16 protein-coding genes are annotated in these 17,178 nt (G+C 74.2%); 7 read left to right on the plus strand and 9 right to left on the minus strand.

The window, feature by feature from the left end; genetic code table 11:
* The first annotated feature begins 38 nt into the window (after nucleotides 1-38).
* Nucleotides 39-1,316, plus strand: a complete 1,278-nt coding sequence (locus C2142_RS02155; RefSeq protein WP_148640805.1) for an aromatic acid exporter family protein — start codon at nucleotides 39-41, stop codon at nucleotides 1,314-1,316.
* 97 nt (nucleotides 1,317-1,413) lie between these two features.
* On the opposite strand, the gene C2142_RS02160 is transcribed toward C2142_RS02155, so the two are convergent.
* The 6 genes from C2142_RS02160 to C2142_RS02185 all read right to left on the minus strand — a co-directional run bounded on the left by C2142_RS02160 (nucleotide 1,414) and on the right by C2142_RS02185 (nucleotide 7,178).
* Nucleotides 1,414-1,863, minus strand: coding sequence for an SRPBCC domain-containing protein (locus tag C2142_RS02160; protein ID WP_241002323.1), 450 nt, complete (start codon nucleotides 1,861-1,863; stop codon nucleotides 1,414-1,416).
* Nucleotides 1,864-1,867: 4 nt separating this feature from the next.
* Entirely contained in the window at nucleotides 1,868-2,341 is a 474-nt protein-coding gene (locus C2142_RS02165; RefSeq protein WP_148640807.1) for a VOC family protein, read from the minus strand.
* A gap of 106 nt (nucleotides 2,342-2,447) precedes the next feature.
* The gene (locus C2142_RS02170) at nucleotides 2,448-4,448 is read right to left on the minus strand and encodes a phospholipase C, phosphocholine-specific (RefSeq protein ID WP_148640808.1); all 2,001 of its coding nucleotides are present in this window, start codon (nucleotides 4,446-4,448) and stop codon (nucleotides 2,448-2,450) included.
* A gap of 70 nt (nucleotides 4,449-4,518) precedes the next feature.
* Nucleotides 4,519-5,967 (minus strand): endonuclease/exonuclease/phosphatase family protein, encoded by a 1,449-nt coding sequence (locus tag C2142_RS02175; protein WP_148640809.1) that lies wholly within the window; start codon nucleotides 5,965-5,967, stop codon nucleotides 4,519-4,521.
* 493 nt (nucleotides 5,968-6,460) lie between these two features.
* Nucleotides 6,461-6,727, minus strand: coding sequence for a metal-sensitive transcriptional regulator (locus C2142_RS02180; protein ID WP_148640810.1), 267 nt, complete (start codon nucleotides 6,725-6,727; stop codon nucleotides 6,461-6,463).
* 94 nt (nucleotides 6,728-6,821) lie between these two features.
* Complete coding sequence (locus C2142_RS02185; protein ID WP_148640811.1) at nucleotides 6,822-7,178, minus strand: PRC-barrel domain-containing protein; 357 nt, start codon at nucleotides 7,176-7,178, stop codon at nucleotides 6,822-6,824.
* 219 nt (nucleotides 7,179-7,397) lie between these two features.
* On the opposite strand from C2142_RS02185, the gene C2142_RS02190 reads away from it, so the two are divergent.
* A complete protein-coding gene (locus C2142_RS02190) occupies nucleotides 7,398-8,288 on the plus strand; it encodes a hypothetical protein (protein ID WP_148640812.1) in 891 nt (296 codons plus the stop codon).
* A 165-nt stretch (nucleotides 8,289-8,453) separates the two neighbouring features.
* On the opposite strand, the gene C2142_RS02195 is transcribed toward C2142_RS02190, so the two are convergent.
* Nucleotides 8,454-9,467 carry a BadF/BadG/BcrA/BcrD ATPase family protein gene (locus C2142_RS02195; RefSeq protein WP_148640813.1) on the minus strand — a complete coding sequence of 338 codons (1,014 nt, stop codon included), beginning with the start codon at nucleotides 9,465-9,467 and terminating at the stop codon, nucleotides 8,454-8,456.
* Between the two features lie 564 nt (nucleotides 9,468-10,031).
* Between C2142_RS02195 and C2142_RS02200 the strand changes: the two genes are divergently transcribed.
* Nucleotides 10,032-10,592: a hypothetical protein gene (locus C2142_RS02200; protein ID WP_148640814.1), complete on the plus strand. Its 561-nt coding sequence runs from the start codon at nucleotides 10,032-10,034 to the stop codon at nucleotides 10,590-10,592.
* A gap of 45 nt (nucleotides 10,593-10,637) precedes the next feature.
* Here C2142_RS02200 and C2142_RS02205 read toward each other — a convergent pair whose 3' ends face one another.
* Nucleotides 10,638-11,015, minus strand: coding sequence for an alpha/beta hydrolase (locus tag C2142_RS02205; protein ID WP_162002386.1), 378 nt, complete (start codon nucleotides 11,013-11,015; stop codon nucleotides 10,638-10,640).
* Here C2142_RS02205 and C2142_RS02210 point away from each other — a divergent pair.
* Complete coding sequence (locus C2142_RS02210) at nucleotides 10,992-11,180, plus strand: hypothetical protein (RefSeq protein ID WP_162002387.1); 189 nt, start codon at nucleotides 10,992-10,994, stop codon at nucleotides 11,178-11,180. The genes C2142_RS02205 and C2142_RS02210 overlap by 24 nt on opposite strands.
* Nucleotides 11,181-11,219: 39 nt before the next feature.
* On the opposite strand, the gene dnaK is transcribed toward C2142_RS02210, so the two are convergent.
* Nucleotides 11,220-13,094 carry a molecular chaperone DnaK gene (gene dnaK / locus C2142_RS02215; RefSeq protein ID WP_148640817.1) on the minus strand — a complete coding sequence of 625 codons (1,875 nt, stop codon included), beginning with the start codon at nucleotides 13,092-13,094 and terminating at the stop codon, nucleotides 11,220-11,222.
* A gap of 763 nt (nucleotides 13,095-13,857) precedes the next feature.
* Here dnaK and C2142_RS02220 point away from each other — a divergent pair.
* The 3 genes from C2142_RS02220 (at nucleotide 13,858) to C2142_RS02230 (ending at nucleotide 17,131) form a co-directional block, all read left to right on the plus strand.
* Complete coding sequence (locus tag C2142_RS02220) at nucleotides 13,858-14,982, plus strand: DegT/DnrJ/EryC1/StrS aminotransferase family protein (protein ID WP_148640818.1); 1,125 nt, start codon at nucleotides 13,858-13,860, stop codon at nucleotides 14,980-14,982.
* Nucleotides 14,983-15,069: 87 nt separating this feature from the next.
* Nucleotides 15,070-16,035, plus strand: coding sequence for an NAD-dependent epimerase/dehydratase family protein (locus C2142_RS02225; protein ID WP_148640819.1), 966 nt, complete (start codon nucleotides 15,070-15,072; stop codon nucleotides 16,033-16,035).
* Between the two features lie 10 nt (nucleotides 16,036-16,045).
* Nucleotides 16,046-17,131: a glycosyl hydrolase gene (locus C2142_RS02230; RefSeq protein ID WP_148640820.1), complete on the plus strand. Its 1,086-nt coding sequence runs from the start codon at nucleotides 16,046-16,048 to the stop codon at nucleotides 17,129-17,131.
* The last annotated feature ends 47 nt before the right edge of the window (nucleotides 17,132-17,178 follow it).

A 17,178-nucleotide genomic window follows, 5' to 3' on the forward strand; every position in this document is an offset into this window, starting at 1 on the left:
GGCGGTGGAGAGGGCCGCCACGGGGAAGGAAGGGCGGCATGGCCCTTCTTCCGGAGACCTTCGCGACCGCACTGCGCCGCGGCGCCCGAGAACCCTTCGTCGTCCAGACGATCCGGGCGACGGTGGCCGCCACCCTGTCGTACGCGGTGGCCACCCGGCTGAGCAGCGAACCGGCCCCGCTCACCGCTCCGCTGACGGCGCTGCTGGTGGTCCAGGTCACCGTCTACTCGACGCTGACCACCAGCATCCGCCGGGTCAACTCGGTGGTGGTCGGGGTGCTGATCGCGATCGGGTTCAGCTCGGTCGTCGGGCTCTCCTGGTGGAGCCTCGGGCTGATCATCCTGGCCTCGCTGACGATCGGGCGGTTCGTCCGGGTGGACGAGTTCGTCCAGGAGGTCGCGATCAGCGCGATGCTCATCCTGGGCGTCTCACAGGTGACCTCGCAGGCCTGGGACCGGGTCCTGGAGACCCTGATCGGCGCCGTCGTCGGGCTGCTGTTCAACCTGGTGTTCGCACCGCCGGTCTGGGTGGACACCGCCGGCGAGTCGATCGAGGACCTCGCCCGGCGAGCCCGCCACCTGCTGAACGGCATCGCCGAGGAACTCGGCCGGCCGACCCCGGTGGAACGCGCGGCCGAGCGGCTGCACGAGGCCCGCCGGCTCGACCAGGCCATCGCGGACGTCGACGGGGCGCTGCGCCAGGCCGAGGACAGCCTGCGGCTCAACCCGAGGATCAGCGAGGGCCTGCTCTCCCGGCTGGTGCTGCGCACCGGGCTGGACACGCTGGAGATCTGCGTGGTGGTGATCCGGGTGCTGGCCCGCTCGCTCACCGACCTGGCCAAGCGGCGCGCTCCCGGCGAGCAGCTGTTCCCCGCCGAGGTGGCGGTGGCGCTGGAGGAGCTGCTGGCGCACGTCGGCGGGGCGCTGGTGAGCTTCGCGGTGCTGGTCACCACCCAGGTGAGCCACAACGCCGAGGAGGCCGAGCAGCGGCTCACCGCCGAGCTGGCCGCCGCCTGGGCCAGCCGGGAGAACGTCGCCCAGCTGTTGCTGCGGCAGGTTCAGCAGCACCCCGAGGCCTGGCAGCTGCACGGCGCGCTGCTGGCCGAGGTGGACCGGATCCTGGACGAGCTGGACCTCGAACACCGCGGTCGGCGGCTGATGGAGGAGCTGGACCGGGCGTCGGTGGCGAACCGGGAGCGGTTCTCCCGGTTCGCCTGGCTGCGCCGGCTGGCGCGCGGCGAGCGGCTGCGCGCCAGCCGGCTGCGGCCCGCCGGGCTGGCCCGGCTCTGGCGCGGACGCGAGCGCCGGGCGGGGTAGCCCGGACGGGACACGCACGGGCAGGGTGCAACGGGCGGGACAAGCACGGGCGGGGTGGCACGGGCGGTTGTGGCACGGGCGGTTGTGGCGCCGTCCGTCAGGGCATCGACCAGGGTTCCTGCGGGAGCGGCCTGCCGCTCTCCAGGTAGGTCTTCAGGTTGGACAGGACGGCCGACCACCCGGCCTCGGCGTCGGCGCGCTCGGCCTCGTCGGCGAGCCGGTCGTGGGTGACGGTGAGCCGGGTGAGGTCCAGGTGTCCCTGGAGCTCGAAGGTGACCCGGGAGGGGCCGCCCGGGCGCTGCTCGTCCGGACCGGCCCAGGTGGTGATCAGCCGGTGCGGGCGTTCGGCGGCCTCGACCGTGCCGGCCACGTCGACGGTGCCGGATTCGTCGGTCCGCCGGTGCTCCCAACGGGCACCGGGCAGCCAGGTGGAGACGTTGCGGTGGCCCCAGTAGGCGGCGGACTCGTCGGCGTTGGTGAGTGCGTGCCAGACGTGCTGCGGGGTGGCACGGACGTAGAGGATGCAGCGGTAGGGCGCGGCGGTCACGGCGTCACCCCCGGGCGGCGTCGAGGAGCGGTTGGATCTCGATCTTCCGCATCCGCAGCATCGCCGCCATGACGCGGTCCGCCTTCGCCCGGTCCGGATCGGCGATCAGCTCGTTCAGCACCCTGGGGGTGATCTGCCACGACAGGCCGTAGCGGTCCTTGAGCCAGCCGCAGTCGCTCTCCCGGCCGCCGTCCGCGGTGAGCTTCGTCCAGAGCTCGTCCACCTCCTGCTGGTCGGCACACTCGACCTGGAGCGAGACGGCCTCGGTGAACGGGAACAGCGGGCCGCCGTTGAGGGCGGTGTACTGCTGGCCGTGGAGTTCGAAGGTGACGGTCATGACACTGCCCGCCGCACCGGGGCCGGTCTCGCCGTAGCGGGTGATTTCGGTGATCCGGGAGTCGGCGAACACCGAGGTGTAGAAGCGGGCGGCCTCTTCGGCCTGGTGGTCGAACCAGAGGAAGGTGGTGATTTTCTGCATGCGCCCGACGGTAGCCGCGGCCCCCGGCCGGGCGGCCTCGCCACGGCCGGGGGTCACCGGTTCGGCGCCGCCCCGCCCGTGTGCGGGCCCGCCCGGGCGGGTCGGGTCAGTGGACCCGGCCGGCGTAGCGCCGGATGAAGCGCAGGCCGGTGGCGGCCGTCACGACGACGTCGTAACGGCCCTGGCCGTCCAGCGGCCAGGCCAGGTTGACCTGCTTACCGGGCTTGACCCAGACGGTCTGCGCGGTGCCCGCGTAGTCGTTGGGCGTGGTGGTGAAGGAGAGGTCGGTCATGCCGTCGTTGACCAGCTGGAGGGTGAGCCGGGAGGAGTTGCTCAGATCGGCCGTCACGATCGGCACGCCGATGTCGTTCTGGCCGTCCGGGCCGTCCGGGCCGTTCCGTCCGTCGCGGATCACGGTGCCGGCGAAGCGGCGGACGAAGCCGTCGGGGCCGTGGACGGTGAAGTCGTAGCGGCCGTTGGTGGCGGCGGCGTCCCAGACGTACGTGGCGGTGGCACCGGGGGCCACCGTGTGGGGCGTGCCGGCGAACGGGAGCAGGATGTTCGGGTAGATGGTGTAGGGGAAGGCGACCGTGCCGTCGTTGCTCATGGTGCAGGTGACCCTGCCGGTCCTGCGGTCCACGTCGGCGTCGGCCCAGGGCTGGTAGGGCAGGTGGCGGTGCGGTCGGTCGCCGCGCTCCTGGACGGGCATCGACTGGGTTCCGGCGGCGGGGAGTTGGACGCCGGGGAGCTTGGTCCCGGCATCGGCCCTGGCCATCAGGGCGTTGGTGTCCGGCAGTTGCGGTATCGAGAGGTCCGGGGCGGCGAAGTCGAAGCAGCTGGTGAGGTCCCCGCAGACGGCTCGTCGCCAGGCGGAGATGTTGGGCTCGGCGACACCGGTGACCTGCTCCATGAAGCGCAGCACCGAAGTGTGGTCGAAGACCTGGGAGTTGACGTAGCCGCCGCGAGACCAGGGCGAGACGACCCAGAGCGGGACGCGGTTGCCGAGGCCGATCGCCCGGCCCTGGGTGAACTCCTCCGGCGTGCCGGGCTCGGGGGTGGGCGGGACCATGTGGTCGAAGTAGCCGTCGTTCTCGTCGTACATGACCAGGAAGACGGTGTGCTGCCAGACCGCCGGGTTGGACATCAGCGACTGCAGCGCGGTGTTGACCCAGTGCGCCCCGTACGCCGGGCCGGCCTCCGGATGCTCGGAGAAGAGGTAGGGCGCGACCAGCCACGAGATGGTCGGCAGGGTGCCGTCCTTGCAGTGGGCGTCGAACGCGGCCGGGTCGAACTTGGTCATCGCGTTGACGTAACGCGGGTCCGTGACGGGGAAGTTGTGGAACTGCTTGAAGTAGGAGAGGGCGTTGTCGTCGTAGTCGCCGGTCCGGTCGTCCTTGCTGGGGTTGTGGTAGACGCGCCAGCTGACGCCCGCCGCCTGGAGGCGCTCGGCGTACGTCGTCCAGTCGGCGACCGGGTTGTCCGTCACCGGGGTGTTGTCGATCCAGGGCCCGGTGGTGCCGTCCCGGCCCGGACCGGCGGTGCCCGTCCAGAGGTAGAGGCGGTTGGGGTCGGTCGGGCCCGCCAGGGAGGTGAAGTAGGCGTCGCAGATCGTGAACGCGTCGGCCAGTGCGTACTGGTAGGGGATGTCGGCGCGGGTGAAGTACCCCATGGTGCGCTCGCCCTTGGCGGCGACCCACTTGTTCATCGCACCGTTGTTGATCGCCTGGTGGCCGGTGGCCCAGTCGTGCGGCAGGCCGCCCGCGTTCTGCGCGTTGTACTGGGAGGTGTCCATCCGGTAGGGCAGCATCACTCCGCCGTCGGCGCGGCGGGCGTCGGGCTGGCGGAACACGTCCGTCCCGTCCGGGAACTGGAGCGCCTGCTTGTCGCCGAAACCGCGGACGCCGTTGAGCGTGCCGAAGTAGTGGTCGAAGCTGCGGTTCTCCTGCATCAGCACGACGACGTGCCGGACGTCCTTGACGGTGCCGGTGAGACGGCCGGCGGCGGGTGCGGGTGCGGCGTCGGCGGGCGTGGCCGGAAGGCCGACGACGGCGGCGGCGCCGGCGGCCGCGGTGGCACCGACGAAGGTGCGGCGGGAGAGTTCGGACATGGCGAGCGGGCCTCTCGGGGGTGGCGGAGGTGGATCGGCGGATGCGGCGCGAACGACGGCCGCGCGGCCGTCAGAGCTGGAAGGTGGCGACGGCCGCGGCCGTGTCGGAGGGCCACTCGTTGGCGGTGAGGGCGGCCGGGTCCGTACCGGTGACGGGCCAGTCGGCGACCAGGGTGTGCGCCTCGGCGAGCTTCAGCGGGCCGGCGTACAGGACGTAGTCGATCCGGTCCTGCGGCTCGGCCCTGCCGTCGGCGCGCCGCTTGCGGGTCGGCGACCAGGTGAAGCCGGGCGCCTTGGCCGGGTCGCGGTTCTCCTCGCGGAAGCTGTCGGTGAGTCCGGCGGCCTGGAGCACGGTGGTGACCGGCCAGGCGACCGGGCCGGCGCCACCGTGCGTGGCGGCGGTGGCGGCCGTCCAGTCCAGGTGCGAGGGCGAGGAGAGCGCCCCGGCCACGACCACCGGCCTGCGGCCCGCGGCGTCCGCCCGGACGGCGTCGGCCAGTGCCCTGGCCTGCCGGAGCCGGACGGAGGCGTTCTCGCCGGCCAGCACCTCGGCGGCGCCACGGCCGTCCTGCACGGCGTACGGGCCGTAGTCCGCCTCGTCCAGGTGCGCGGCCCAGAACCGGACGCTGCGGCCGCCGGGAAGCTGGAGGGTGGCCCCGGCGGCGGGGAGGTCGGCGGTCACCGGGGTGACGGCGGTCAGCGGGTAGCGGCTGAGGATGCCCACGCTGCCCTGGCTCTGGTAGGCGTACCAGCCGAGGGCGTCGGCGAGGGCCCGGGCGGCGGTACCGGCGGTCTCCTGCAACGCCAGCACGTCCAGCCCCTGGGCGAGGACGACGCGAAGCTGCTTCTCGGGCGCGTCGGCGAAGGCGGCGCCCACGTTGGCGAGGTTCCAGCTCGCCGTCTTCAGGCGCAGCGGGCCCGCCGGGTCGGCGACCGGGATCTGCACGGTCACGGTGTCGGAGGCGCCGACGCTGTCCCGGACCCCGACGACGACCACCTCGGGGTTCCTGGTCGGGCCTGCGGGCGCGGTGCCGGTGACCGTGCCGTCGGCGGCCACCGAGAGCCAGGCGGCGCCGCTGATCCGGCGGAAGACGGCGGTGCCCGCCGGGTTGCCCGCCGGGCGGGACCAGAGGCCGCCGAGCCTGACCGAGACGGCGGCACCGGGGGCGACCGGGGCGGTGGTCAGCGCGTCGACGGCGCTGTGCGGGCGGACGACGGCGGGCTTGGGCCGGAAGGTGAAGGGCTCCGTCTTCGCCAGGATGCCGTAGCCGTCCTTGGCCAGCAGGTAGGCCGTGTACGGGCCGCCGGTCAGCGCCGCGGTGTCGAGCTGGATGTCGCCTGCGGCACCCGGGGTGTACTTCCAGAGCAGCGAGCCGCCGTTGCCCGGCAGGCGGGTGCCGTCGTAGATGCCGACCCAGTTCTTGGCGTCGGGGGCGTCGGTCGTCCAGTGGAAGGTGAGCCGGTCGCCCTCGACCGGGCTGGCGGGTGAGGTGGGCGTCAGGGTACTGCCGGTGGCCACGGTTGTCCTGTCCGCCGCACGCGGGCAGGCCGGCCCGACTGGGGTGCGGGCGGGGCCTGGACCGTCGGCGGCTGGTCACGGAGGCGGGAGGGAGGCGTCCGCAGTTGGCTGTACAACTGCGGACGGCCCCCATTCATCCGAAGGTCAGCGACCGGGGCGTGAACGACGCATGACGGAATATCGGGCGCTCCGGGAACTCCGGGGCGTCCTGGGTGGGCCGGGTAACGTGTGACGGGCGCCGGGTGTCGGGCGATGAGCGTCCGGCGTCCGGCGTCCGGCGTCGGGCGTCGGGCGTCGGGCGATGAGCGACACGCGTCGGGTGATGAGCGACACGTGACGGGTGACGGCGTGACCGGCTGCGCCGGGATGACGGGAGCCCAGGGGCGGGTAGCCACGTGCCGGGACGGCACCGGGACCGCGCCGGGGCGCCCGTCGCCGTCAGCGGACCCGGACATGCGGGCTCACGCCGGGACCGTCATGACTGCCAGGGGCGTCAGGCCAGGGTGAGGAAGAGCTTCTCCAGCTCGGTCTCGCTCATCGGCGGGGTGTCCGCGTCGGCACCGGCCATGCACTGGCGCATGCCACTGGCCACGATCTTGAAACCGGCCCTGTCGAGCGCACGGGAGACGGCCGCCAGCTGCGTGACGACGTCCTTGCAGTCCCGGCCCGCCTCGATCATGGCGATCACGCCGGCCAGCTGACCCTGGGCCCGGCGGAGCCGGTTGAGGACCGCGCCGACCGCCTCGTCGTCCACCTTCATGCCTGGGCTGCCTTCCTCTACCGACCGGACCCCCAGTGTACCCCGTGGGGTATGACGACCGGGGCCGGCCGGGACGGCCGGGCGTGGCCGGCGCTCAGGGCCGGGCGAGGCGGCGCTCCCCGCCGGCGCCGGGGGCGTAGTCGAGTTTGTAGTGCGCGAAGACCTCCGGTTCGTACTCGGCCGGCAGGACGTCGTCGGTGCCGATCGAGGGCGCCTCCTTGACCAGGGACTTCGGGAACGCCACCCGTACGTACCCCGGTCCGAGCACGGCGCCCTCCAGCGGGACGAACACGAGCCGGCGCCGCGAGGGCAGTCCGACCGTGACCGTGGCGAAGAACGGCTGGTCACTGGCGGTCTCGACGTAGACGGATTCGAGCGTGCCGATCCGGCGGTCCTTCTCGTCGACCACGGCGTGGCCACGCCACTCCCTGATGTCCGCCGACCCGATCATCACGTCCTCCCATCACCGGCCCGTTCAGTTGGCGCTGCCCGGGACTCCCCGTCCATCCTGCTCCGGTCCGACCCCGGCCGCCCAGCCGCCCGGCGGGGCGGCCGGGCGGCGGGGCGGCCGGGCGGCGGGGCGGCCGGGCGGCGGGGCGGCCGGGCGGGGTGTCCACAGCGGGAACAATGCGGTCGGCCCGGCCCCCGGGCGTCCCCTAAAGTCCGAGCCATGCTGAACGGGGTGGGAGCGCGAGAGCTCTACGAGGGCCTGCTGGAACACGAGGGACCGGACGCGTACGGGGACGTCGTCGTGCCGTGGCTCGACCGGGCCCAGGGCGGATACCGCGCCGCGCTCACGGTGACGGCCGCATGCAACGGATGGTGGACCGCGAAGCGCACCGACGCCGGTGTCCTGGGCCTGCACCGGCAGCTCTACGCCCTGAGCCGGGTGAGCGACCTCCTGCTGCTCGGCCGGCAGCACTCCGACGATCCGGTGGACATCGCCACACCAGGACTCGCGTTCCCGGACCACGAGTACCTCGGGCTGTTCGGCGCCCTCGGCATGACACCCGCCGGGGCCGGGGCCTTCGACCCGGTCCTGCACGAGATCGTCGAGGTCGAGCAGGCCGACGACCCCCGGTCACCGATCGAGATCACCGGAACGCTCTGGCCAGGCCTGATCCTCGGCGACCTGGTGTTCGGCCGGGCGGGCGTCCGGGTCCGGGCCGGTGCCGACCATGCGCAGCGCGGTGTCGCCGACCGCTCGCCGCTGTACTGGAGCTTCCGGCGCCGCCACCGGCTGACCGTCGACCTCTCCCAGGGCTGGGGCGGCAACTCCCAGTGGGCTACCAGCCTCCGGCTCGACTACCGGTCGCCGGCCGGCGACCGGCTCAACGTGGACGGCGACCGCTCGATCGACGGCAGCACGGAACTGGACCCCGACCACCCGGCCAACCTCGGCCCGGAGGAACGGCTGCTGACACCCCGCGAACGCCGCGACCTGCTCCGCCACCGCTGCCTGCTCCGCACGCCCGAAGCCGCCGACGAGCTGGCCGGCCTCGCCCCCTGGGAGGAGGAGCTCATGCCCTTCCGCTGGGTCCTCCCCGCCGACGAGGAGTGAGCGGCACCCGTCAGGCCTTCCGGCCGTGGAGGTGGCACCGGGAGGGCCCGGGAGGCGGGAGGGCCCGGGAGGCGGGAGGGCCCGGGAGGCGGGAGGCCCCGTTCGCTGGGAGGGCCCGGGCGGCGGGAGGGCGGCGGCGGTCAGTCTGCGCGGGCGCACAGAACGTCAAGGAGCGCGCAGGACGTCGAGGAGGGGTGGATCGACCGGCCAGGGCAGGCCGGTGGCCGCAGTGGCGGCCAGGCGGAGGGCGCCCAGGAGGGGCGGGCCGTCGGGCCGGTGGAGGCGGGCCCCGGGGAGGCGGGCGGCCAGGGCGGCGTGGGTGGCCCCGCGCAGCCGGGCGAGCCGGAAGAGACCTCCGGTCAGGGCGAGCCGGGGCTCCGTGAGCCCGGCGGCGGTGGCGGCGGCCGTCGCGGCGGCGACGATCTCCTCGGCGGCACGCCGCACGATCCCGTCCGCGACCGGGCAACCGCCCTCGGCCGCGGTGGCGACGTCCGGGGCGAAGGCCGCCAGCAGCGCGGCGCGGTCGGGGCGCGGCTGGAGCGCGGCGGGCAGGCCGGTCACCGGGCCGTAGCGCCGTTCGGCCGCAGCCAGCAGCGCGGGCGAGCCGCCGGTCCGCCCGTCGTAGGCGCGCAGGGCCGCCTCCAGGCCCGCGCGCCCGATCCAGCCGCCGCTGCCGCAGTCGCCGAGCAGTTGGCCCCAGCCGTCGGCGCGCCGCCAGCCCGCGTCCGGGTGGTGGCCTACCGCCACCAGGCCGGTGCCGGCCGCGACCACCACACCCGGCCGAGTACCGAGCGCGCCCGCGTACGCGGTGACGGCGTCGCCGGCCAGCACCAGCCACTCCGCCCCGGTCGCGCGGGTCAGCGGACCGGGGAGCCCGGCCGCGAGGTCGCGGCCGAGCAGCGCCATCCCGGTCGCACCGACGGCGACGGCGCCGATCCGCGCGCCCGCGGGCAGCCCGGTGGCCAGGGCGTCGAGGGCGGGGAGCAGCTCGGCGAGGAGCGCGGCCGCGTCATGGCCGGCCGCGCCGACCCGCGCGGCCGCGGCGATGTTCCGCGTCCGCGCGCCGGCGAGCCCGGCGGGCCAGGTGCCCGGCGCGAGCGCGAGCCGGATCCCGGATCCGCCGACGTCGACGCCGACCACCCAGGGGCCGGCCTGCGGGCCGGGACCGTCTGCGGGCATCGTCAGCGCCCCTCGGTCACGGTGCGGTCCACCGGCGGCAGGGGGTGCCGCCGCCCCCTCGGCCGACCGGACGGTCAAGGCCTGCTCCGAGGTCCGGTCCACGGCGTCCCTCCCGGTGGGGCTCGTCCACGTCGTCCCGGGACCTCCGCGCGGGCGGCCTCTGCGGCCCGGCGGGCGCCGGCCCCGGGTGTGTCCGAAGTGTGCCACCACAGCCCCGGGGAGGGGACCGCGCCGCGCACCGTGCCGCCTTCCAAGGGGCGGACGCAGTGGCGCACCGGGCTCGCCCCCGACCGGCTACGGCCGCGGCCGCCGCGCCGCATCGCGCCGGTGGACCGCTGCACACGGCGCTCCGGCAGCGGCCTCTTCGACGGGCCGTTCCCGGACTTCAGCGCTCGGGTCAGGGCGGGCGCACGACAGGTGGCACGCCGGCTCCACGGGCGGCCGCGGGGACGGCGCGGCGTCCTCGACGCCCGCCGCGGACCCCCCGGAGCAGCCCGCCCAGGCGACCCTGACGACGGATATGCTTCCGGCGATTCAGGAGATCGGGAGAAATCCGGGGGTGCCATGGACCGGCCGTTGCTGTTCCTCGATGTCGACGGCCCCCTGAATCCCTACGCGGCGGAGCACGGGAGACGGCCCGAGGGCTACACGAGCGTCCGCATCCCGCGGGAGGACGGGGCCGCCGGGGAGCCCGGGAGGCCACGTGCCCGCGTGCGGCCGGAACGGGTGTGGCTCGACCACCGTCACGGGCGGGCCCTGCTGGCGCTGGACTACGAGCTGTGCTGGGCCACGGCATGGATGAATGACGCGAACAGGTGGATCGGACCCGTGCTCGGTCTGCCCCGGTTGCCGTTCGTCGACTTCGGCGAAGCCCTGCTCAACGAGCGTCCCGACGGCGTCCATTGGAAGTCCGGGCCGTTGGTGGCGTACGCCGACGGCCGCCCGTTCGCCTGGGTCGACGACGAGCAGGGCGACGCGGATCACGCCCACGTGGCGGCCGGCCACGGCGCGCCCGCGCTCCTCCATCACGTCAATCCGCGGATCGGCCTGCGGAACGACGACTTCGCCGCCCTCGCGGCCTTCGCGGCGTCCCTCCACCCGCCGAGGGCCGGCTCCTCGCCCTGACGGCGCCTCCTGACGGGGCTTCCTGACGGCGCCTCGGCCGGCTCCTCAGCCGGCGTCGAGGAACTCCGCGACCAGTCCGGTGAACCGTTCCGGCTCCTCCACCCACGGCCGGTGGCCGGAGCGGGTCAGCACCTCCAGCCGGCTCGCGGGGTGGCAGGCGGCCACCGCGCGAGCCGGTGCGGTGCCGATCATGCCGTCCGAGGCTCCGGCCACCACCAGGACGGGAGTGGCGGCGGCGCCCAGCCGGGCGATCCGCCCGGGCAGGGTGGCTCCGGCGGCCGAGCCGGCGTAGAAGGCCTCGCGCAGCCAGGGCAGGGTGGCGGCGTGCTCGGGCCGGTACTCGGCGCGGCGCCGCTCGTCCAGGACGTCCTCGTCCACCCGGCGCACCACCGGCGGGGCGTGGGCCGCGCCCTGATCGGGCATCTGAAGGAGCGCTATGTCCACTGCCGCTTCTCCCTGCTCTCCACCGACCACGAGTCGACGTCGGAGGGGCAGCGCAACCACGCCTTCTACCGCTCGCTGGGCTTCCTCTCCTACGAGGAAAAGCAGATGTCCGCCTTCGGCCTGCCCAGGGTCCGGACCAGCTGACCGGCCCGGGCCCGAGGTCGTCGTGACACCCGGCCCGGCTCAGCCGGCCGGGCCCCTCGGCCTCTCCTCGTCCACGATCTCGGCGTCGACGACCTCCTCCGCGCCGTCCGGCGCGGCCGTGGCAGTGTCCGACGGGCCGGGTGCGGGCCGGGCGCCGGCACCGGCGGAGGCCTGGGAGTAGATGGCCGTGCCGATCTTCTGCGCGACGACGGCCGCCCGTTCCATCGAGAGCCGGACCGCGGCGGCGTCCTCGCCCTTGAGCTTCTCCTTGAGGTCGCCGAGGGCGGCCTCCACCTCGGCCTTGACGTCGCCCGGCACCTTGTCGGGGTTGTCGGCGAGTATCCGCTCGGTCGAGTAGACGAGCTGCTCGGCCTGGTTGCGGGTCTCCACGGCCTCCTTGCGCTGCCGGTCCTCCTCGGCGTGCTGCTCGGCTTCGCGCATCATGCGCTGGATGTCGTCCTTCGGCAGCGAGGAGCCGCCGGTGACGGTCATCTTCTGCTCCCTGCCGGTGCCGAGGTCCTTCGCGCCGACGTGCATGATGCCATTGGCGTCGATGTCGAAGGTGACCTCGATCTGCGGCAGTCCCCGGGGCGCCGGCGGCAGACCGGTCAGCTCGAACACGCCGAGCCGCTTGTTGTACGAGGCGATCTCGCGCTCGCCCTGGAAGACCTGGATCTGCACGGACGGCTGGTTGTCCTCGGCCGTGGTGAAGATCTCCGAGCGCTTGGTCGGAATGGTCGTGTTCCGCTCGATCAGCCTGGTCATGATGCCGCCCTTGGTCTCGATGCCGAGGGACAGCGGGGTGACGTCGAGCAGCAGGATGTCCTTGACCTCGCCCTTCAGCACGCCTGCCTGGAGCGAGGCACCGACCGCCACCACCTCGTCCGGGTTGACGCCCTTGTGCGGGTCCTTCCCGGTGAGCGACCTGACCAGCTCGGTCACGGCCGGCATCCGGGTCGAACCGCCCACCAGGATGACGTGGTCGATGTCGGAGACCTGGATCCCGGCGTCCTCCACCGCCTGGTGGAACGGCCCCTTGCAGCGCTCCAGCAGGTCGGCGGTCAGTTGCTGGAACTGGGCCCGCGTGAGCGTCTCCTCCAGGTGCAGCGGACCGTCGGCGGAGGCGCTGACGTAGGGCAGGTTGATGCCGGTCTCGCTCGCGGACGAGAGCTCGATCTTCGCCTTCTCCGCCGCCTCGCGCAGCCGCTGCGCCGCCATCTTGTCCTTGGCGAGGTCGATGCCGTGGCCGTTCCTGAACTGCTGTACCAGGTGGTCGACGACCTTCTGGTCCCAGTCGTCGCCGCCGAGGTGGGTGTCGCCGTTGGTGGACTTCACCTCGACGACGCCGTCGCCGATCTCCAGCAGCGAGACGTCGAAGGTGCCGCCGCCGAGGTCGAAGACCAGGATCGTCTGGTCGTTCTCCTTGTCCAGCCCGTACGCGAGCGCCGCCGCGGTCGGCTCGTTGACGATGCGCAGCACCCTCAGCCCGGCGATCTCGCCCGCCTCCTTGGTGGCGGTGCGCTGGGAGTCGTTGAAGTACGCCGGGACGGTGACGACGGCATCGGTCACGTCCTCGCCCAGGTAGGCCTCGGCGTCGCGCTTCAGCTTCTGGAGCACGCGGGCGGAGATCTCCTGCGCGGTGTAGCGCCGGCCGTCCACGTCCCCCACCTCGGGGAAGCGCCACCCCGCGTCGCCGACGTGCCGTTTCACCGAGCGGGCCGTGCGGTCCACGTTGGTGACCGCCTGGCGCTTCGCCACCTCGCCCACCAGCACCTCGCCGCCCTTGGCGAACGCCACCACCGAGGGCGTGGTGCGGGCGCCCTCCGCATTGGGGACGACCGAGGGCTCGCCGCCCTCCAGGACGCAGACGACGGAGTTGGTGGTACCCAGATCGATTCCGACCGAGCGAGCCATCGCTGGCCTCCCTTGGGTACAGCCCCACCGGGCCGTGGGACTTGAGCCGGACCGTGTCAATTGTCGCTCCGCCGTGGGCGCCCTGCCCGCTCCCCGCCCGACCGGTCGGCCGGGGGGCGGGCAGGCTCCGGCTCCGCACGTCGGGCCGGGTGGCACGGGCGAGTTCGACGGCCTCGCGCCCGTCGGCGGCCTCCCCCGCCACCGGACCCATCGGTACAGGCGGTACAGGCGGTACAGGCGGTACAGGAATGTGACCACGGGGGAGCAGACTCCTTCGAATGACGTCCAGCAGGTGCGTGCGGCGGGCGCACCGTCGGCCGGCCGTCCCGGGTCTCCCGCAGCCTGGCCATCGTCGGCCGCCGGAGGGCCCCGTGTCGTCATCGCTGCGCAGGCACTTCGCGCACTTCGTGCGCAGTAGCGGATCCACCCGAACGATGCAGCGTCGGCCTCCCGCGGGAGGCCCGGCCCTCCCCCGCCGGAGGGAGTCCCCTGTCCTCGGCAACGGCCCTGGGCCCCGTCGGCGCGGACCGCCGTACAAGCGGACCCACCCGTCGGCCGGGCCGCCAGACCGCCGGAGCCGGACGGCGCGCGCCACCGGGCCGGCGCGGGCCCGCCGGGCCCCGGGTCACCCGGCCGGGCGGCGACAACGGGCCGGGGTCGCCCGGGCGAAGTAGCGTGATGTGCCTGGCCCGACCGTTCTGCCCGGTCCACCCAGGAAGTACCTGTCAGATCCCCTGTTCATCCTGCTGCCGGAGGAGGCCCGATGGGCGTTCCACCCGCTCGCATCGTCTTCGACGAGAGCGACCGTTCGGCCGTCGCGGACGCGGTGGCGGAGATCCTCGCCACCGGCGCGCTGACGCTCGGCCCGTGGACCGAGCGCTTCGAGCAGGCCTTCGCGGCCGAGCACGGCGCCACGCACGCGGTCGCCGTCGCCAGCGGCACGGCGGCGCTGGAGATCGTCCTGCGAACCGTCGACGTCCGCGACCGCGACGTGGTCGTCCCGGCCGTCACCTTCTACGCGACCGCCGGGGCCATCGTGCACGCGGGCGGGCGTCCGGTCATCGCCGATGTCGACCCGGCCACCCTCGCGCTCGGCCCCGAAACGCTGGAGGCGGCCCTCACCCCGGACACCGCGGCCGTGGTGCTGGTGCACATCGGCGGGCTGGTCACCCCCGAGGTGGACGCCCTGCGCGCGATCTGCGACCGCCGGGGCATCCCCCTGGTCGAGGACGCCGCGCACGCCCACGGCAGCAGTTACGGCGGGCGCTGCGCCGGGTCGTTCGGCCTGGCCGGCGCGTTCTCCTTCTACCCGACCAAGGTCACCACCAGCGGCGAGGGCGGCATGATCCTCACCGAGTCGGCCGAGCTGCGCGACGAGGCCCGGATCTACCGCGACCAGGGCAAGGGCTCGTTCACCACCAACCACCACGTCCGGTTCGGCGCCTCCTGGCGGATGAGCGAGCTGAACGCCGCCGTCGGCACGGTGCACCTGCGGCGGCTCAAGGAGTTCGTCGAGACCAGGCGGCGGGTCGCCCAGCGCTACGACGCGGCGCTCGCCGGCCTCGACGGGCTCCGGCCGGTGACGGAGCCGGCCGGTTCGCGCAGCAACTACTACAAGTACGTGGCGCTGCTGCCGGCCGGCGTCGACCGCGCCGCGTTCAAGCGGGCGGTGGCCGAGGAGTACGCCGTCCGGCTCTCCGGCGAGGTCTACGACCTGCCGCTGCACCTGCAACCGGTGCTGGCCGCCTACCGGCGGGGCCCGCTGCCGGTCGCCGAGGACCTCTGTGCCCGGCAGATCTGCCTGCCGGTGCACTCCGACATGACCGAGGACGAGACCGACCGGGTGATCGAGGCGGTCACGGCCGTCCACCGCCGTCTCGCCGGCTGAGGCGCCGGGCGACGGCCGCTCGACGGCGGCCCGCCGCCCGGAGGAACGCGACCCAACGAACCGGCCCGCCGGACAAGGAGAGAGAACGTGCGCGTAGCCGTCACCGGGGGATGCGGATTCATCGGCTCACACGTCGTGGACCGGCTGCTGGCGGCCGGGCACGAGGTGCTCGCGGTGGACACCACCGACAAGTACCTCAACCCCGGCGCGGAGTTCGCCCGGATCGACATCCTCGACCTGCCCGCGCTCACCGCGGCCCTGGACGGCAGCGAGGTGGTCTTCCACCTCGCCGCGATGGCGGACGTCGAACGCGTCGCCGCCGACCCGGTCCGGGCCGTGCGCACCAACATCGACGGCACCGAGGCCGTCCTGGAGGCGGCCCGGCGGAGCGGGCTCAGCCGCACCGTGCTGGCCAGCACCGTCTGGGTCTACGGCGCCGCCCTCGCGGAGGCGGGGATGGACAACGGCGAGCAGGAGCTGGACGAGCACGTACCGATCGAGCTGGATCACAGCGGGCACCTGTACGTCGCCACCAAGCTCGCCGCCGAGATGCTGGTGCACAGCTACCGGGAGCTGTACGGGCGGCACTTCACCATCCTGCGGTACGGCATCCCGTACGGGCCCCGGATGCGGGACGAACTGGTGGTCGCCCGGTTCGTGCAGGCGGCGTTGGCCGGACGGCCGATCACCATCGCGGGCGACGGGCGGCAGAGCCGCAACTTCGTCTACGTCGAGGACCTCGCGGACGCCCACGTCCGGGCCCTCTCCCCCACCGCCGAGGACCAGACGTTCGCGCTGGAGGGCTCGACCGCGATCTCGGTGCGGGACATCGCCGACACCGTCGACCGGCTCCTCGGGCCGGTCAGCATCGAGCACATCGAGGCCCGGGCCGCCGACTACTCCGGGCGCCGCATCTCGGCCGCGCAGGCCAAGCGGCTGCTCGGCTGGTCGCCGCGGACCAACTTCGCGGACGGGGTCCGGCGGTACGCGGACTGGTACCGGGAGGAGGCCTCGCCGGCCCCCGCACCAAAGCCTGCGTCGGGCTCCTCCTGAGGCGGGGCCCGTGCCGCACGCGCTGCTGGTCTCCGGCTCGCTCGGGCAGGGCCACGACGTGATGGCCCAGGCCTGCGCGGACTCGCTGCACGAGCGCGGGTGGACCACCGCCACCGTGGACGCGATGGCGCTGCTCGGGCAACGGGCCGGCTCGGCAGGTGAGTTGGTGTTCCGGCGGCTGCTCGGCCTGCCCGGGCTCTACGACGCCTTCCACTTCTCGGCGCTGCGGCCCGGTGCCCGGATCGCGCTGCTCGCCGACGCGGCGGCGCGGACCCGGCTGGTGCCGGCCCTGCGGGAACTGGTCGCGGAGCAGCGACCGGACCTGGTGGTGTCGGTGTTCGCGACCGCGACCTCCGCGCTGAACCGGCTGCGTGCGGACGGCGGGCCCGGCTTCCGCCACCTCGTCCTCTGCACCGACGTCACACCGCACCGGCTCTGGGTGCAGGACGGCACCGACCTCTTCCTGGTCACCTCCGAGGTCGCCGCCTGCGCGGTGCGGCGCTACCGACCGGACGCGGCGATCGCCGTACTGCCGGCGCCGCTGCGCGAACCGTTCTACCGCCCGCCCGGACGGGCCGAGGCCCGGGCCGAGGCCGGGGTGCCGCCGGACGCGCGGTGCGTGCTGCTGATGTCCGGCTCCTGGGGGCTCGGCCCGCTCGCCCGGACGGCGGCCTCGCTCGCGGACGCCGGACCGCACGTGCTCGCCGTGGCCGGCCGCAACCGCGAGCTGGAGGCCCGGCTCCGGCGGGCCGCCGGGCGCCGACCGCGTCTGCACCCGTTCGGGTACACCGACCGGATCCCCGTGCTGATGGCCGCCGCCGACCTGGTGGTCACCAGCTCCGGCGACACCTGCAGCGAGGCGCGGGCACTCGGCCGCCGGCTGCTCCTGCTGGACATCGTCCAGGGCCACGGCCGCGACAACCTCCAGCACGAGCTGGAGCTGGGTCATGCCGACGTGACGTCCGCCCGGCCCGCCGAGGTGGTCCGCAACGCCCTCGCCGCTCTGGAGCGCCCCGCGCCGGCCCCCTCCCCCGGTGCCTCGCCGGCCGGGTGGCGGACGGGGTTCGCGGCGGCGCTGGAGCGGGTCGGCCTGTAGCGGGCCACGGGCCGGCCTGGGCCGGTCGGCCTGGCGCGGGTAGGTCT

It is taken from the genome of Streptomyces sp. CB01881 (assembly GCF_002953255.1).
In the GTDB taxonomy this organism is placed as follows: Bacteria; Actinomycetota; Actinomycetes; order Streptomycetales; family Streptomycetaceae; genus Kitasatospora.

Coding starts and splice junctions, on each gene's coding strand:
- dnaK (WP_148640817.1), bottom strand. CDS start 13,094: ATGGCTCGCTCGGTCGGAATCGATCTGGGTACCACCAACTCCGTCGTC.
- C2142_RS02155 (WP_148640805.1), top strand. CDS start 39: ATGGCCCTTCTTCCGGAGACCTTCGCGACCGCACTGCGCCGCGGCGCC.
- C2142_RS02195 (WP_148640813.1), bottom strand. CDS start 9,467: ATGCCCGCAGACGGTCCCGGCCCGCAGGCCGGCCCCTGGGTGGTCGGC.
- C2142_RS02185 (WP_148640811.1), bottom strand. CDS start 7,178: ATGATCGGGTCGGCGGACATCAGGGAGTGGCGTGGCCACGCCGTGGTC.
- C2142_RS02205 (WP_162002386.1), bottom strand. CDS start 11,015: ATGCCCGATCAGGGCGCGGCCCACGCCCCGCCGGTGGTGCGCCGGGTG.
- C2142_RS02165 (WP_148640807.1), bottom strand. CDS start 2,341: ATGCAGAAAATCACCACCTTCCTCTGGTTCGACCACCAGGCCGAAGAG.
- C2142_RS02200 (WP_148640814.1), top strand. CDS start 10,032: ATGGACCGGCCGTTGCTGTTCCTCGATGTCGACGGCCCCCTGAATCCC.
- C2142_RS02180 (WP_148640810.1), bottom strand. CDS start 6,727: ATGAAGGTGGACGACGAGGCGGTCGGCGCGGTCCTCAACCGGCTCCGC.
- C2142_RS02190 (WP_148640812.1), top strand. CDS start 7,398: ATGCTGAACGGGGTGGGAGCGCGAGAGCTCTACGAGGGCCTGCTGGAA.
- C2142_RS02170 (WP_148640808.1), bottom strand. CDS start 4,448: ATGTCCGAACTCTCCCGCCGCACCTTCGTCGGTGCCACCGCGGCCGCC.
- C2142_RS02220 (WP_148640818.1), top strand. CDS start 13,858: ATGGGCGTTCCACCCGCTCGCATCGTCTTCGACGAGAGCGACCGTTCG.